At 59.9% G+C, this 15,641-nt stretch carries 12 protein-coding genes; 6 read left to right on the forward strand and 6 right to left on the reverse strand.

Features of this window, described 5'->3' with window-relative positions:
- Window positions 1-10: 10 nt before the first annotated feature.
- On the reverse strand, window positions 11-1,807 hold the full coding sequence (locus ASD46_RS04835) for an acyl-CoA dehydrogenase C-terminal domain-containing protein (protein ID WP_025592420.1): 1,797 nt from the start codon (window positions 1,805-1,807) through the stop codon (window positions 11-13).
- 376 nt (window positions 1,808-2,183) lie between these two features.
- Between ASD46_RS04835 and podJ the strand changes: the two genes are divergently transcribed.
- From podJ to ASD46_RS04855, 4 genes are all read left to right on the forward strand, one after another.
- Entirely contained in the window at window positions 2,184-5,957 is a 3,774-nt protein-coding gene (gene podJ, locus ASD46_RS04840) for a cell division protein PodJ (RefSeq protein ID WP_025592418.1), read from the forward strand.
- Window positions 5,958-6,220: 263 nt separating this feature from the next.
- Window positions 6,221-7,147, forward strand: coding sequence for a sulfite exporter TauE/SafE family protein (locus ASD46_RS04845; RefSeq protein ID WP_003514964.1), 927 nt, complete (start codon window positions 6,221-6,223; stop codon window positions 7,145-7,147).
- On the forward strand, window positions 7,144-7,968 hold the full coding sequence (locus ASD46_RS04850; RefSeq protein WP_013635439.1) for a TIGR02186 family protein: 825 nt from the start codon (window positions 7,144-7,146) through the stop codon (window positions 7,966-7,968). Before ASD46_RS04845 ends, ASD46_RS04850 begins: the two co-directional genes overlap by 4 nt.
- A gap of 160 nt (window positions 7,969-8,128) precedes the next feature.
- Complete coding sequence (locus ASD46_RS04855) at window positions 8,129-8,566, forward strand: universal stress protein (protein ID WP_003514961.1); 438 nt, start codon at window positions 8,129-8,131, stop codon at window positions 8,564-8,566.
- A gap of 18 nt (window positions 8,567-8,584) precedes the next feature.
- On the opposite strand, the gene pdeM is transcribed toward ASD46_RS04855, so the two are convergent.
- Together pdeM and ASD46_RS04865 are read right to left on the reverse strand one after the other, a co-directional pair.
- Window positions 8,585-9,313 (reverse strand): ligase-associated DNA damage response endonuclease PdeM, encoded by a 729-nt coding sequence (pdeM, locus tag ASD46_RS04860; RefSeq protein ID WP_025592414.1) that lies wholly within the window; start codon window positions 9,311-9,313, stop codon window positions 8,585-8,587.
- A gap of 34 nt (window positions 9,314-9,347) precedes the next feature.
- Window positions 9,348-11,939: a ligase-associated DNA damage response DEXH box helicase gene (locus tag ASD46_RS04865; RefSeq protein WP_323455094.1), complete on the reverse strand. Its 2,592-nt coding sequence runs from the start codon at window positions 11,937-11,939 to the stop codon at window positions 9,348-9,350.
- A 50-nt stretch (window positions 11,940-11,989) separates the two neighbouring features.
- Here ASD46_RS04865 and ASD46_RS04870 point away from each other — a divergent pair, with 50 nt between their 5' ends.
- Both ASD46_RS04870 and ASD46_RS04875 read left to right on the forward strand, forming a co-directional pair.
- Window positions 11,990-12,493, forward strand: a complete 504-nt coding sequence (locus tag ASD46_RS04870; protein WP_013635435.1) for an RrF2 family transcriptional regulator — start codon at window positions 11,990-11,992, stop codon at window positions 12,491-12,493.
- Window positions 12,494-12,593: 100 nt separating this feature from the next.
- The gene (locus ASD46_RS04875; protein ID WP_013635434.1) at window positions 12,594-13,055 is read left to right on the forward strand and encodes a carboxymuconolactone decarboxylase family protein; all 462 of its coding nucleotides are present in this window, start codon (window positions 12,594-12,596) and stop codon (window positions 13,053-13,055) included.
- A 26-nt stretch (window positions 13,056-13,081) separates the two neighbouring features.
- On the opposite strand, the gene ASD46_RS04880 is transcribed toward ASD46_RS04875, so the two are convergent.
- The 3 genes from ASD46_RS04880 to ASD46_RS04890 all read right to left on the reverse strand — a co-directional run bounded on the left by ASD46_RS04880 (window position 13,082) and on the right by ASD46_RS04890 (window position 15,484).
- Window positions 13,082-13,723, reverse strand: a complete 642-nt coding sequence (locus tag ASD46_RS04880; RefSeq protein ID WP_003514952.1) for a YitT family protein — start codon at window positions 13,721-13,723, stop codon at window positions 13,082-13,084.
- Window positions 13,724-13,796: 73 nt separating this feature from the next.
- Window positions 13,797-14,408 carry a YitT family protein gene (locus ASD46_RS04885; RefSeq protein ID WP_025592410.1) on the reverse strand — a complete coding sequence of 204 codons (612 nt, stop codon included), beginning with the start codon at window positions 14,406-14,408 and terminating at the stop codon, window positions 13,797-13,799.
- A 134-nt stretch (window positions 14,409-14,542) separates the two neighbouring features.
- Complete coding sequence (locus ASD46_RS04890) at window positions 14,543-15,484, reverse strand: class I SAM-dependent DNA methyltransferase (RefSeq protein ID WP_003514950.1); 942 nt, start codon at window positions 15,482-15,484, stop codon at window positions 14,543-14,545.
- Window positions 15,485-15,641: the final 157 nt, after the last annotated feature.

The raw sequence follows: 15,641 nt of genomic DNA on the forward strand, positions 1-15,641 counted from the left end.
ACACGCCCTGTCAGAATGCTTCCGCAGCCAGTTCCATCATGGTGTCCGCGCCGGTTTCGATGCGGGCCTTGCGTAGCGCCGTTTCCGGCATGATGCGCTCCATATAAAACTTCGCCGTGACAAGCTTGGTCTTGAGGAAATCCTCGCCCGAAGTGCTACCTGCCGCAAGGGCTTCGCTCGCCGCCTTCGCCATGCGGGCCTGCATGTAACCCAGCACCACGATACCGAAGAGGTGCATGTAATCGGTCGAACCGGCACCGGCATTGTCTGGCTTGGCCATGGCGTTCTGCATGAACCACATGGTTGCGGCCTGTAGATCGTTCAAGCCCTTCTTCAGGCCCTTTGTGTAAAGGCTGAGCTTTTCGTCGGCGCGGTTTTCCTCGCAGAAATCGCCGATTTCCTTGAACAGCGCCATGACGGCACGGCCGCCATTCATGCCGAGCTTGCGACCGACCAGATCGAGCGCCTGAATGCCGTTCGCACCCTCATAGATCATGGTGATGCGGGCATCGCGGACATATTGGCTCATGCCATGTTCCTCGATATAGCCGTGACCGCCGAAGACCTGCTGCGCCATGACGGCATGGTCGAAGCCCTTGTCGGTCAGCACGCCTTTCAGGATCGGCGTGACGAGACCGAGCAGGTCATCTGCCGTCTGACGCTCTTTCTCATCGGTCGACCGGTGGGCGATATCGGATTGCAGCGCGGTCCACAGAAGGAAGGCGCGACCAGCCTCGTTATAGGCCTTGATAGTCATCAGCGTACGGCGGATATCCGGGTGCACGATGATCGGATCGGCCTTTTTATCGGGGAATTTTGCCCCGGAAAGTGAACGGCCCTGAATGCGCTCGCGGGCATATTCGACCGCATTCTGATAGGCGATCTCACCCACGGACAGGCCCTGAAGGCCGACGCCGAGGCGAGCCTCGTTCATCATCACGAACATGGCGGAGAGACCCTTGTTCTCCGCACCCAAGAGATACCCCGTCGCATCGTCATAGTTCATGACGCAGGTGGCGTTGCCGTGGATGCCCATCTTGTGTTCGATCGCGCCGCAGGTGACGCCGTTGCGCTCGCCGAGCGAACCGTCCTCCTTCACGAGGAATTTCGGCACGATGAACAGCGAAATACCCTTGGTGCCTTCCGGCGCGCCCTCGATGCGGGCAATCACCAGATGGACGATATTATCAGTCATGGAATGTTCGCCGGCCGAAATGAAGATCTTCTGGCCGGAAATCTTGTAGCTGCCGTCGCCCTGCGGAACTGCTTTTGTGCGCAGCAGGCCGAGATCGGTGCCGCAATGGGGTTCTGTCAGGTTCATGGTGCCGGACCATGTTCCCTCGACCATCTTCGGCAGATAGGTTTCTTTCTGCTCCTGCGTGCCATGGACGAGGACGGCAGCGATGGCGCCCTGCGTCAGGCCGGGATACATCATCAGCGACAGGTTGGCGGACGACATATACTCGCCAATCGCCGCATGCAGCGTATAGGGCAGGCCCTGCCCGCCGAATTCCGGCGGTACGGCGAGGCCGATCCAGCCGCCTTCACAATAGGCGTCGTAAGCCTCCTTGAAACCATCAGGAACGGAAACTGAACCATCATCTGCACGCTTGCAGCCCTGTTGATCGCCAGACAGGTTCAGCGGGAAAAGCCGCTCCTCGGCAAGTTTCGCCGCCTCGCCGGTAATAGCCTCGATCATGTCAGGGGTTGCATCCTCGAAGCCGGGCAGGTTGTTATACCGCTCGAGGCCAAGAACGTCGTTCAGAATAAAAAGCGTGTCTTTAACTGGGGCCTTGTAAACAGGCATTACCGATGTTCCTCCGCATCGTGAAAGCCGGAGCCGATCCGGCCGATATGGGATGACAATATTTGACGTGCGCGTAAACGTCAAATAAATTCCGGTCGAATGTCATGGCCCTTTTTCCGCGCAATGCTTGGCCAGCCCCACGCGAAAGCGTTACGCGCCGCAAAAGTTAAAAAATTCCAACCATAGTTAACCACTTCTTTACCACGTTTCGTGAATTCTCCGACACGAGGTAACTGCTTCGTCAATCGAAGCATTTTCCTCCATGGGGGCAAATACCGGCTCTAGAATTGCTGCATGTTGTGCGACGGCATTATCAGGCGGGTAGCCGTTGCAACAAACACCGGGCACGCCGGACGGAAGCGAAGCGAGCGAGAAGATGAACGGATTGCGATCGAAAAACCAAAGCCCGAGCGACAGGTCGTCTCTTGATGCTCTCAATCGCACCATTGAAGGCCTTGAAGCCCGCATCGAAGGGCTGATGAGCCAGAAATTTCCGCGCGACCCCCGCGCCACGACAGCTGAGCCGAAAAACGAGGCCCATGCCGCGCCGCGCGAGCCACGCGCCACCGTCACCCCGCCGCAACTCGACCCGGTCAACGAAATCCGCCAGCGCCAGCGCCTGCTTGAGGCAAGCTTCCAGCGCCCGCAGGAGCCCGTTGCGCGCCCGGAACGAACCATTACCAGACCGCTTGCGCCTGAATACCGGCCGAACGACGTGCAGAACGCGGCGGCCAACCCCGCACCGCGCGCGCGCTCCATCCCGCCCTATCAGGAGCAGCAGCGAAACGACGCGGCCTTGCAGGAGATCGCGCAGGCGCTCGTCAACCTGCGGCATGAGCTGAAGCACGATATCTCAGAGGGCGTGGCGCGCGAAGCGCAAGGGCTGAGAGCCGAAATCCGCAATATTCGCGCGATCGCGGAAGACCAGCAGTTCATCGGCGACCTGCGCGACGATATTGCAAGGCTTGCCGGCAGCATCGACCAGCTCGGCAATCTGGCCTCTCCCGATGCCTACGGGCTGCGCAATGAATTCGATGACCTGCGCCTCACCATCGACCAGCTTGCGCGTGAAGACAGCGTACATCGGATCGAAAGCCGCTGGAACACCGTGGAAGACACGTTGCGCGGTTTCGACACGGCCTCGCTGCAGGACGAAATCGTCTCGCTCGCCTATCGTCTCGACGACATCAAGACCCAGCTCGGCGGCATGAGCAACAATCCCGCCGTGCGCGTGCTTGAGGAAAAGCTGATCACCATCGCAAGCGCGGTGGAGCAGCTCGGCAAGCATATGCAGCCGAACGAGGCTGCCTTTACCGAACAGTTTTCCGGTCTGGACCAGCGACTGGATGAAATCAGCCGCGCCATTGCCGCTACTGGCGCCCGCTCCAACAATGCACAGGCCACCGACAACGCACTGGCACAGCGGCTGGAAACCCGCCTGAACGGCCTTGCCGAACAGCTCGGTGATATCAATCGTATTGCCGCCGCAAAGCCCGATCCTGCTGTGGATCTCACCGCCCGTCTCGAAACGCTGGCCGCCAAGATCGACGAATTGAGCACGGCGCGCGACGCGGCACAGCTGCACGAGCGACTGGACCAGCTTTCCCTGCTTCTGGAGCGTTCGCAGCGCCCCTCACAGCAGGCGGAACTGACATCGTTCCTCAGCGACATTTCCCGCAAGATCGACGCGCTGGATCACGGCACCGTCAATGACGGCCTGGCGGAACGGCTCGACACGCTTTCCCGGCGCATCGAAGACCTCGACTATCGCTACAGCCAGCCGCAGCCCGTTGCTGGTTTCAACGAAGGCACTTTCTCGCGCCTGGAAGAACGGCTTGGCGATATCGCGGCCCGTCTGGACGAGACCGCCCATGCCGCACCCGCCGACAGCGGCGCTTTGCTCAGCCTAGAAAATCAGATCGCCCATCTCTCCTCGCTAATCAGCCAGCCGGGTCATCACCAGCCGGCGGGCATGTCGCCGGAACTCGATGCCCGCATGTCGGCGATCGAGGACTACATGGCGTCCAACGATGAATATATAATCGAAGCGGCTCGACAGGCGGCCGAGGCCGTTCTGGACGCCTTTACGCGCAACAATGTCTCCTCCGGCGCAAACCTCGCCGATATGACGATGCTGACCGATCTTGCCACCGATCTGCGCAGCCTCGAGGCACTGAGCCGCAACACGGAAGAACGCACGCACCGCACCTTCGAGGCGCTGCACGAGACGCTGGTGCAGATTGCCGGTCGACTGGACAGCCTTGATAATCGCGCTCCCGCTCCCGCCTATCGCGAAGAGGCAGCGCCACGCAACGTCGCGCAGCATATGATTACGCCCGCCCGCGAAGACGTGGCCATGCCGGCCGCCATCTTCCCGCAAGAGGGCTACATCGCCGAAGAACAGCTTATTCTAGAAGACACGCGCGATGCCGGCGAAAACGGCGCGGATGCGATGGCAATCGTGCCGCCCGCCGCTGCAAAACCCGCAAAAGCAGAGAAAAAGAGCCTGCTTGCCGGCCTGACCAAGCGTTTCAAAACCGGCACGGCGAAGACCGCCAAATCGGCAGAAGAACCCGTATCGGCAACCACCACCCGCACGCAGGTGGAACCCGCCCCTTCGCTCGATCCGATCGACGTGCTGCCCGCGGGCCAGGAGAACGAACTTCTGGAGCCCGGCTCTGGCGCACCTGATATCAAGAAAATACTGGAACGGGTGCGCGCCAGCCAGGTCGCTTCCAGCGGCAAGGCGGCGGACGCAGAAGGCCGCACGGATTTCATCGCCGCCGCCCGTCGCGCAGCGCAGGCTGCCGCCATGGAAACCTCACCGGAGAAGCTTGAGACCGGCAAGAAAAATCGCAAGCCCGACGCTTCGGCGCTTTCACGTTATCGTCGCCCGCTGCTGCTCGGCATCGGCGCCATTCTTCTTGCGATGATGGCCATGCCGCTCGTCAAGACGATGATGGGCGGCACGGAAGCCCCGGCACCGGTCATCGAAGAGAAGATGGGCGATGCCCCGGTCTCCGCACTTCCCGAGACCGGCGACAAGGCCGTGACCATTCCGTCCGAACTGGCTATCGATCCGCAAGAGGCAGCATCCGCCGACAGCATCGAAAACGCAGCACCATCGGAAAACACCATCGATCCGCGTACCATTGGCGGCGCGCCGCTTGCCAATGAACCGCCTGTTGCCGATGCGCCCGCCGTGGATGCGGCGACATCAGGCACTGTCGCACAGAGTGAGCCGCAGGCACCGGTGCAGGCCGCTACCACGCCTGCCGCCGCCCAGGGCGCGATTGCGGTTCCCGCCGGTATCGAGCCAGCATCGCTGGCGGAAGCCGCAGCGAAAGGCGACACGCAGGCGCTGTACGAGATCGCAGCACGCTACACCGAAGGTCGCGGCCTTGCCGCCGATCGCGCGGAAGCCGCCAAATGGTACAAGCTGGCTGCGGATCGCGGCCTTGCTCCCGCACAATATCGTCTCGCCAACCTTTACGAGAAGGCGAATGGCGTCGAGCGCAACCTTTCCGAAGCGAAGCGCTATTACACGCTGGCAGCCGAACAGGGCAATGCAGGCGCCATGCACAATCTCGCCGTCCTGCTCGCCTCCGATGCGGCCGGCCAGCCGGATTTCACCACCGCCGCGCAATGGTTCATCAAGGCTTCCGAACTCGGCGTCCGCGACAGCCAGTTCAACCTTGCCATTCTCTACGCGCGCGGAAGCGGCGTGAAGCAGGATATCGAGGAATCCTACAAGTGGTTCTCCATTGCGGCCAAGGATGGCGACACGGACGCTGCCCAGAAGCGTGACGAGGTTGCGGGAGCGATGAACCCACAGCAGCTTCAGAGCGCACGTGCGAAAGCCGACGCGTGGAAGGTCAAGCCGCTTTCGGAAGACGCCAACAGTGTCAACCCGCCCGAGGAATGGGCCGGCAAGGAGGGCGTGAAGACTGCCTCCGTGGACATGGAAAAGGCGATCCGCAACATTCAGGCGATCCTGAACAAGAACGGTTTCGATGCCGGCCAGCCCGACGGCAAGCTTGGCAAGAACACGGTTACCGCCATCAAGGATTTCCAGAAATCCGTTGGCCAGACACCCGACGGGCGCATCACCAACGAGCTGGTGACAGCGCTGCTCGCCCGCAACAAATAACCGTTTCGCAACGGACGAGGCGGCCTTCCCGGCCGCTTCCCTACAGTTTGGCGCCGGAATGTGGCGCTGCTCCCACGCCTGATCGCTATCTTTCCAAATTATCAACGTATTTACCGTTGAATGTTGACACGTCGGACCCTCGCGGGCATGACGGATGAAGGCTGGGCATGCCCGGTCTTTTCAGACAGAAAATGTAAATCGCGGCGCGGCCCCACACCCGGACAAGCCCTGCCGCCCGGAACCATTTGCCCGAGGTCCGAGCCGTGACTGTCTATCTGCCGATTGCAGAACTGTCGGTGAACATTTTCATCATTCTCGGCATGGGCGCGGCCGTCGGTTTTCTTTCCGGCATGTTCGGCGTGGGGGGCGGTTTTCTCATCACCCCATTGTTGATTTTTTACAATATTCCGCCCGTAGTGGCTGTGGCGACGGGCGCAAACCAGGTGGTGGCCTCTTCCGTCTCCGGCTCGATCACGCACTTCCGGCGCGGAACGCTCGATGTGAAGCTTGGGAGCGTCCTGCTGGTCGGCGGTCTTGTAGGCGCTACGGTGGGCGTGTGGATATTCTCCTTCCTGCGCAGCATCGGCCAGCTCGATCTCATCGTTTCGCTGCTTTATGTCATCCTGCTCGGCACTGTCGGCACCTTGATGCTGAAGGAGAGCATTTCCGCCCTGCGCCGCGCTGCCCGTAATGAGACGGTGACGCTGCGCCGCCCCGGCCATCACAACTGGGTTCACCGCCTGCCGCTGAAAATGCGGTTCAAGAAGTCGAAGATCTATCTCAGCATCATTCCCGTCGTCACGCTGGGTTTCGGTATCGGCATCCTGACCTCGATCATGGGTGTCGGCGGCGGCTTCATCATGGTGCCGGCCATGATTTATCTTCTGCGTATTCCGACCAACGTCGTTGTCGGGACCTCGCTGTTCCAGATCATTTTCGTGACCGCCTATACGACCATCGTTCAGGCCGCGACGAACTATTCCGTCGATGTTGTGCTGGCCTTCATCCTGATGGTCGCGGGCGTCATCGGCGCGCAATATGGCGTGCGCGTCGGGCAGAAACTGCGCGGCGAACAACTGCGCGCGCTTTTGGCGCTTCTGGTGCTTGCAGTCGCCCTTCGCCTTGCCGTGGCACTGGTTGTTCGCCCCGAAGACCTGTTCTCGGTCGCCGTCGGAGGGTTAGGTTATTGACCCACCGCCTGCTGCTTTGCGCCTTTCTGCTTATCGGTTCCTGCCTTGCCTTTACCGCTTCGGCGCAGACACCGCCGCTTGCCCTGCCTCCCGGCACACAGCAGCGGTCCTTGCAGGAAAATATCGAAATCGGCGCATCGACGACGGAGATTCCGATCACCTCCGATTTTCGCGGGGCGGATTTCACGCTTTTCGGCGCCCTTAACAACACCGACCAGTTGCTGCTCGCTATCGGCCAATATGATATCGTCGTCACCCTTGAAGGCCCCAGCGACTACATGACGGTGCGCAAGAAGGAGCGCGTGGCCGGTATCTGGATCAATACCAGCGCCATCACCTTCACGCCGCTGCCGGAATCCTATTCCATGGCCAGCACGCGCGATATCAGCGCCGTCGCTTCGCCTGGCACCTTGCGGGCAATGGGGCTGGGTGTCGAACATCTGTCGCTCAAAAGTGCGGTGTTTTCCGGCGTGCCCGACAATGTCTTCGATTTTCAGGAGGCCTATCGGCGCCTGCGGCTTTCAAGCGGCATCTATCGCAACGACACGACCGGCGTGCGGCTTGAACGCACCGGCCTGTTCTGGGCAACCCTGCGCCTGCCCGCCAACGTCCCGAACGGCGTGCATACCGCCCGTGCCTATCTCTTCAAGAGCGGCAATTTCATCGCCCAGCGCGAGCTGAAACTGCGCGTCGTCAAGACCGGCATGGAACAGGCAATCACCGATGCCGCGCATCAGACACCGCTTGCCTATGGCGCGCTGTGCGTTCTCCTCGCCGTCGTCACGGGCTGGAGTGCCAGTATTATTTTCCGCAAGGACTGAGTGTTTTTCATTCCCGTAAAAGAGCGCTTCTTTCGCCTTCGGCGTAAAAGATAGCGTTCGCTTCCTTCAATGGTTTGCGGTAAAATTCAAGACGTTACAACCACGTACGCAGCTTATGGCGGCAAGTGCGGTTGTGACCGGGATGAAAAGGAGAAATGTCATGTTCAAGCACATTCTCATTCCCACCGATGGCTCGCCGCTGGCGCAGATCGCAATCGACCAAGGGTTCGCTCTCGCCAGAGAGGCAGGCGCAAAGGTGACCGTCGTGACGGTGTCCGAACCCTTTCACGTGATTGCCAGCGATGTCGAGGACATTGCCGCCATCGCCGAAGAGGAATTCCACCGTTGCGAGGAGGCGGAGCATTTTCTGAGAGATACGCAGGCGCACGCCGCATCGATGGGGCTGGATTGCGAAGCCCTGCTGGCGCGGGCGGGACGGCCGGATGAGGCGATTGTCGAAATCGCCAACAGGACCGGCTGCGACCTCATCGCCATGGCTTCACACCGGCGCAGAAGCTTCGTCGAGATGCTTGTCGGCAGCGTTACGGCCAAGGTGCTGAAAAACTCGAAGATACCGGTGCTGGTATATCGCCAATAGACGGGCGGAGCGATGCGCTCAGCCGAGCAGATTTGAAAACCGTACCGAATAGATGCGGTCCCGCCCCATCAGATGCGCGACGAGTGCAGCGTGGTCAAAGAGACCGCGCATGGCCTTGTGCCGCAAATCCAGTCCGCCGCTCATCACCCCGAAGGCCGGCATCAACAGGCGGGAACCATCGGTGGCGAAACAGGGGCGCCGCACCGTTTTTTCGCGACGGCGAACAGTGGCGGAGGGATGCAGATGGCCTGCGATTTCACCCGCGGCATCTCCTACCTTAGGCTCGTGGCGGAAAACGAGATTGCCGTAAAACATCTCATCTACCGAAGACCCCGGCAGATCGACCGTGCCATCCGGATCGTGATTGCCGTTGATCCATATCCAGTCACGGCCACGGGCCATCTCGCGGATCAGTTCGCGCAGCATAAGCGGCAGATGCTCAGACCCGACCCGATCGTGGAAATTGTCGCCGAGGCTGACGACGATCTTCGGATCGTAACGGCTGACAAGGGAAGACAGGATTTTGAGGGTAGCGATCGTGTCGTAAGGCGGCAGCATGCGCCCGCGCCGGGCAAAGGCCGCACCTTTTTCCAGATGCAGGTCCGAGACAACCAGCAGCGACAGATCGGGCAGGTAAAGACCACCCAACGGGTCACACCAGGCGGCGACGCCGTTGATGGCAGTTTCGCTGCCAAGGCATTCGAAGCCATTGGAAAACCTGTCGCTCAATGTCAGTCGGCTCAGCACTTTTGTGGTCGTTCCTTCATTCCAGTTTGATGCTTCAGGACATGGCTTCGGCGATAAGCTCGTCTGCGGCCTCGGCCAGCACCTGATCCATCGCCTCGCCCGCCACCGTCTCGCGGCCGATTTCCAGCATGACGGGAACGGCAAGCGGCGAGACGTGCTCCAGTGCACGATGGGTGGTGTGACCCTTGATTCGCTTCAGCATATCGCCAAGACGGCCAATGTCCAAAAGTCCCGCCGCCGCATCACGTCTGGTTGCCTCCAGCAGAATATGATCCGGCTCATGGCTGCGAAGAACGTCATAAATAAGATCGGCGGAGACCGTGACCTGACGGCCCGTCTTTTCCTTTCCGGGATGGCGGCGTTCGATGAGGCCGGAAATGACGGCACAGTTACGGAAGGTCCGCTTCAGCATGAAGGATTCGTCCAGCCACGCCTCCAGATCGTCGCCCAGCATGTCCTCGTCGAGAAGTTCCGCCAACGACAGGCGGCGGGATTTCAGCCGCCTGCCAATATCCTCCATGGCCCAGATGGCGAGCGAATAATCGGTGGCAACGAAGCCCATGGGCTTTGCGCCCGCCCGTTCCAGCCGCCGTGTCAGAAGCATGCCGAGGGTCTGGTGGGCCAGACGCCCTTCAAAAGGATACATGACCATGAAGAAGCGTTTGCAGAAGGGAAATGTCTCGACCAGCAGCTCGTCGCGCTTGGGAATGATAGATTTTTCCTTCTGGATTGCCAGCCAGTCGCGCACCTGATCCGGCAGCGACTGCCAGCGGGCGGGATCGGACAGCATGGAGCGCACCTGGTCCGCAAGGTAGGTGGAAAGCGGAAACTTGCCGCCGGCATAGGAGGGTATCTTCGGGTCCATCGAAAAGGCCTGCGACACCAGGCATTCATTCTCCCGGATGCCTTCGAAGCGCAGAACCTTGCCGGCAAACAGGAAGGTATCGCCCTGCACCAGCTGCTCGAGGAAATATTCCTCGACCTTGCCGAGCGACATGCCGCCGCGTCCGACCGAGCCCTTGGCATTGCGCTTGACCATGCGGACATTAAGTTCCGCAGCCTCGACGATGGTGCCGAGGTTGAGGCGATATTGCTGCGCGACCGCCGGATTGGAGACACGCCAGCGTCCGTCCTTCATCTGGCGGATGCGGGCGTAACGTTCATAGGTGCGCAGTGCGTATCCACCGGTAGCGGTAAAATCCACGACGCGGTCGAATGTAGAACGCGGTAGATCGGCATAGGGTGAAGCGCTGGTCACTTCACGATAGAGATCATCCGCATCGAAAGGTTCGGCGCAGGCCATACCGAGCACATGCTGGGCAAGAACATCCAGTGCGCCTTGCGCGATGGGGGGCGTATCCTGCGCGCCGATATAGTTCGCATCGAGTGCGGCCCGGCACTCCATCACCTCGAAACGGTTGGCGGGAACGAGGATTGCCTTTGACGGCTCATCCATGCGGTGATTGGCGCGGCCGATGCGCTGGGCAAGGCGGCTCGCCCCCTTTGGCGCGCCGACATGCACGACGAGATCGACATCGCCCCAGTCTATGCCGAGATCGAGCGTGGAAGTGGCGACGACCGCGCGCAATTTGTTTTCAGCCATCGCGGCCTCCACCCGGCGGCGCTGTCCGGCATCCAGCGAACCGTGATGCAAGGCGATCGGAAGATTATCGTCGTTTACATTCCAGAGTTCCTGAAAAATCCGTTCCGCCTGCGAGCGGGTGTTAACGAAGATGAGCGTCGTCTGGTGCGCCTTCAGAGCAGGATACAAATCCTTCATGGCGTAGCGCGCGGAATGGCCGGACCACGGAATACGCTCCTCCGTCTGCAGAATGGCGATGTTTGGCTTGGCTCCGCCTTCCACTGTTATAAGACCTGCGGGCGGTTCTCCCTGCCCCTGCGGTGCCAGGTAACGGCGCAAATCCATCGGCTCCGCCACCGTGGCGGAAAGGCCAATGAAGCGGACATGCGGCGCGTGCCTGCGCACCCGCGCGAGCGCGAGCGACAGCAGATGGCCACGCTTGGAGGTGACGAGCGAGTGCAGCTCATCCAGCACCACATATTTCAGGTCGCGGAAAAAGCGCTCGGCTTCCTTGTTGGCAAGCAGCAGCGACACCTGTTCCGGCGTCGTCAGGAGAATATCGGGCGGTTTGACCTTCTGGCGCTGGCGTTTTGCCTGCGGCGTATCGCCGGTGCGGGTTTCGATTGAGATCGGCAGGCCCATTTCCATGACAGGCTTGGTGAGATTGCGTTCGATATCCACCGCAAGTGCCTTGAGCGGCGAGATGTAAAGCGTGTGCACGCCGACAAAGGCGGAGCCCGGCGGCACCTTGCCGCGTTCAGCAAGGTCGGTGAGCGACGCCATGAAGCCGCCCAGCGTCTTGCCGGCACCCGTCGGTGCAATCAGCAGCATGTTTTCGCCGCCACGCGCCCGAGCCATCAGCTCCAATTGATGCGCGCGCGGGGACCACCCTTTTTCGGCAAACCATTTCTGGAATGAAAGGGGCAAGGTGCCGACATGCGTGCCGGAAATGGGAGACTCAGCGTGTTTCACGCCTTCAAGGTAGTGAGAAACCTTGAAAAAAGAAGAGCGGAACAGAGCTGCTTGACAGGAATGCATAATCATGGATAAATAATATCCATGATACTAAAGCAAACCAAACGTGAGCAAATCGGATGAAACTCGGCGACGGCGTTGAACAGGCCATTCACAGCGTAGGCATGTTAGCGGGACTTTCCGAAGGCGGCGTGCTTTCGGCGGCGGCGCTGGCAGAATTCCATGGCGTTTCCACGAGTTATCTCTTGAAGCACCTGCAATTGCTTTCCGGTGCCGGAATAGTTTCCACTGTACCGGGGCCGAAGGGCGGTTATCGTCTGGCCCGGACAACCGACAAGATTACCCTGCTTGATATTGTTCTGGCCGTGGAGGGACCACAGCCTGCCTTTCGCTGCGCGGAAATTCGCCAGCGTGGGCCGAACCCCTTGCCGGGACGTTATTTCACCAAGCCCTGCGGCATCAACGCCGCGATGCTGAAGGCGGAGAAAGCCTATCGGGCGGAACTCGCTAAAACCAGCATTGCCGACATTCTGGGCGACCTTGCCGCCACTGACGACGGCGGCATCGCGGCACGCGGCTGCGCCTTTCTGGAGCTGAACGAGCGCAGGACGGCGACGCGCTAGAACCAAAAACACCCAACCATCTGAAATACCGGAGAGCTTCGCAGCTTCCCGGAACGATGACACATGCCCCTCAAACTGAACCACGAATGGAGAGAGACACATGAAAACCCGTTTGAACTATGCCAAGGCATCCCCCGAAGCCTTCAAAGCCGTGATGGCGCTCGAAACCTACGTCCAGAGCAGCGGCCTCGAGCGCCGCTTCGTTCATCTCATCAAGCTGCGCGCATCAATCATCAATGGCTGCGCGTTCTGTGTGGACATGCATGTGAAGGAAAGCCGTCACGACGGTCTTTCCGAACAGTGGATCAACCTGATGAGCGTTTGGCGGGAATCCCCGGTATATACCGAACAGGAACGGGCGTTGCTCGGCTGGGTGGATGCGGTAACGAAGATTGCCGAAACCGGCGCTCCGGATGACGCCTTCGAGACCCTGAAGGCGCATTTCTCCGATGAGGACATCGTGAAGATCACCGTTGCCATCGGTGCCATCAACACCTGGAACCGCATCGCCGTCGGCTTCCGTTCGCAGCACCCGGTCGAAGCGACAGCAAAAGCAGCCTGATCCGCTTTACCTGTACCGGACGACCGTTACATGGCGATGTAGCGGTCGTTTCTATGATTGATGGCGAGCGCGAGGTTCATGACCAGCGCGCCGAGGATGGAGCAGAGGATGACGAAGGGTGTCGCCACGAAGAATGAGCACGCCAGCACCATGCCATCGAAGGCGAGCTGGACGAGACCGGCGCGCCAGCCGAAACGGTCCTGGAGATAAAGCGCCAATATGCCGAAGCCGCCGAGGCTGGTGCGATGGCGGAACAGTGCCAGCATGCCTGCCGCGACCGTCAACCCGCCGAAAAGGGCGGCCGCGACGGGATTGATGCTTTCGAACGCGAAGAAGCCCGGCATATATTCCGAAAGCAGCGCCGTCATGGCAATGGCGCAAAAGGTCTTGACCGTGAAGGCAAGGCCGAGACGGCGGAAGGCGAGATAATAAAACGGCAGATTGACGAGGAAGAACACCGCGCCGAAGCTAAAGCCGATCGAATAGTGCACCAGAAAGGCGATACCCACCACACCCCCGGTGAGGAGGCCCGCAGCGGAAAGCAGCGTCACGCCGAGCGAGACCAGCATGCTGCCCGCCAGAACGCCCTGGGCATCTTCCAGCAGCGAATGGCGATCGGGCGCGGAAGCCCAAATATTCACGCGCTTTCGCGTAGTCGTATCGCCCATGCCTGTTCCCCTGATTTTCCCGCCTCGATCGAGCTATTGCGCCCAAGCGCGAGAGATTTCAAGCGTACTTTATTCAGCGCACAACGATGTATCTGTCCGAGCGGTGGTTGATGGCGAGAAACATGTTGAGGACGAAAGCGCCGACAATCGAATAAATAACGGTGGCCGGATCGATGACGAGGAAGGCGCAGAGCATCACGAATGCATCGAAGGCAAGCTGGATCAGGCCGGCGCGGATGCCGAAGCGGTCCTGAATATAGATGGCCAGAATGCCGATGCCGCCGAGGCTGGCGCGATGGCGATAAAGCGCCAGCAACCCGTAACCGAGGAGCAGGCCACCGAGCAGCGCCGCCCAGAGCGGGTTGATGCTGTCAATGACCATCCAGCGCGCTTCCACTTCCGTCAGCACCGAAACAAGACCGATGGCAATGAAGGTCTTGATGGAAAAGGCAAGACCGAGGCGGCGGAACGAGAGGTAATAGAAGGGCAGATTGACGAGGAAGAACAGGAGGCCGAAGCTGATGCCGAAGGCATAGTGAATGAGGAAGGCGACGCCGGCGGTGCCACCGGTCAAAAGGCCGACCTTGTTCAGCAGATAAAAACCGAGCGCCGATACGATAGCTCCGGTGACGATGCCCTGCACGTCTTCCACCGGCGCATGTTTGGCCGGATCCGAACTCCACATGCTGTAAACGCTTCTCGTTCTGCTCACGCTTTTTCCCTCAGGTTTCCGCGCATTTTGCACTGCAACAAACACGCGATCAAGATGGATACGTAAGGACGACTGACCTATCGTGAAAAAGGCAAGAAACGAAATGTTCAGGCTTTGGCGCGGGCAAGAAAAAGAATGCCGGAAAGGGGTTTTCCGGCATCCTTGCGAATGGTGGTTTTGCGGATTTCGATAAGAGAATAGCCCGCCCGCTCAAGAAGGCCGCTCACATAGCTTTTCGAATGTGCGTAACGCAGCGATTCCCGCAGCACGAAACCATCTTCATCCCCTGCGTCCTCCACCGAAAAGGCGAAGAAGCCGGAGGGCGCAAGCAGGGCCGAAACGAGGGGCATGACGGTTTCAAGACTGCCGAGATACATCATCACGTCGGCGGCGGCGACGAGGTCCGCGCGGTGGTGCGGCATTGCCGGCGCGAACAGTCCCGAGGCGTCAGCTTCCAGCGATAGATCGGCCTGGCCGAGATGGTCGTAAAGTCCCTTTTCCTCCGCCTTGGCGAGCATGTTCTGGGAAATGTCGAAACCTTCCAGCCGCTTCGCCAGGGAGCGGATTTCAACGCCGAGAAGGCCGGTGCCGCAGCCAATATCGACAATGGTGTCGAAGACGCCGCCTCCCGTCGCCTTGCCGATCAGTTCCGCCAGCTTCTGCGGTACGCTGTAATCCAGTTTCTCGACGAGCGACGTTTCGAAACGGTCTGCATAATCGTCGAACAGCCCTTCCACATAACGGCTCGGCGGCTGCTCCGGTGTGTCCGCGGCGCCGAGAACCGCGAGTTTCAGTTCGGCTGCAAACAGCCCTTCCGTATCCAGTTCGGCGACTTTTTCGTAAGCCGCCACGGCTTTGTCCGTTTCCCCCGCCTTTTCATGATATTCCCCGAAGCGAAACCAGCCCGCCGTCCACCGCGGCGCAAGTTCAAGCGCCTGCTCCATGAGTTCGGCGGCGGCGGGATAATCACCGCTCTCCGCCAACATGCGGGCATAGTCCGCCCGGCGGTCGGCAATGACGTCACCGGAAGAAAACTGGTTTGGGGCCATTCAAGATTTCCTGGAGAAGATGTCGGCTGTCATTTATCAAGCCATAAAAAAACTCAAGTCCTATTTCATGGCGCACTCATGGAATTGCGAATATGACGCGATATAGTGCACCGAAACTTGCATCGAAGCAGCGTGCTTCATATGTCAGGACAAAACA

This window comes from Rhizobium sp. Root491 (assembly GCF_001427205.1).
GTDB lineage: Bacteria > Pseudomonadota > Alphaproteobacteria > Rhizobiales > Rhizobiaceae > Agrobacterium > Agrobacterium tumefaciens.

Bases quoted from the DNA above. Each gene is read 5' to 3' on its own strand.
- ASD46_RS04835 (WP_025592420.1), bottom strand. From the start codon at position 1,807: ATGCCTGTTTACAAGGCCCCAGTTAAAGACACGCTTTTTATTCTGAAC.
- podJ (WP_025592418.1), top strand. From the start codon at position 2,184: ATGAACGGATTGCGATCGAAAAACCAAAGCCCGAGCGACAGGTCGTCT.
- ASD46_RS04855 (WP_003514961.1), top strand. From the start codon at position 8,129: ATGTTCAAGCACATTCTCATTCCCACCGATGGCTCGCCGCTGGCGCAG.
- ASD46_RS04865 (WP_323455094.1), bottom strand. From the start codon at position 11,939: ATGATTATGCATTCCTGTCAAGCAGCTCTGTTCCGCTCTTCTTTTTTC.
- ASD46_RS04870 (WP_013635435.1), top strand. From the start codon at position 11,990: ATGAAACTCGGCGACGGCGTTGAACAGGCCATTCACAGCGTAGGCATG.
- ASD46_RS04875 (WP_013635434.1), top strand. From the start codon at position 12,594: ATGAAAACCCGTTTGAACTATGCCAAGGCATCCCCCGAAGCCTTCAAA.
- ASD46_RS04880 (WP_003514952.1), bottom strand. From the start codon at position 13,723: ATGGGCGATACGACTACGCGAAAGCGCGTGAATATTTGGGCTTCCGCG.
- ASD46_RS04885 (WP_025592410.1), bottom strand. From the start codon at position 14,408: ATGTGGAGTTCGGATCCGGCCAAACATGCGCCGGTGGAAGACGTGCAG.
- ASD46_RS04890 (WP_003514950.1), bottom strand. From the start codon at position 15,484: ATGGCCCCAAACCAGTTTTCTTCCGGTGACGTCATTGCCGACCGCCGG.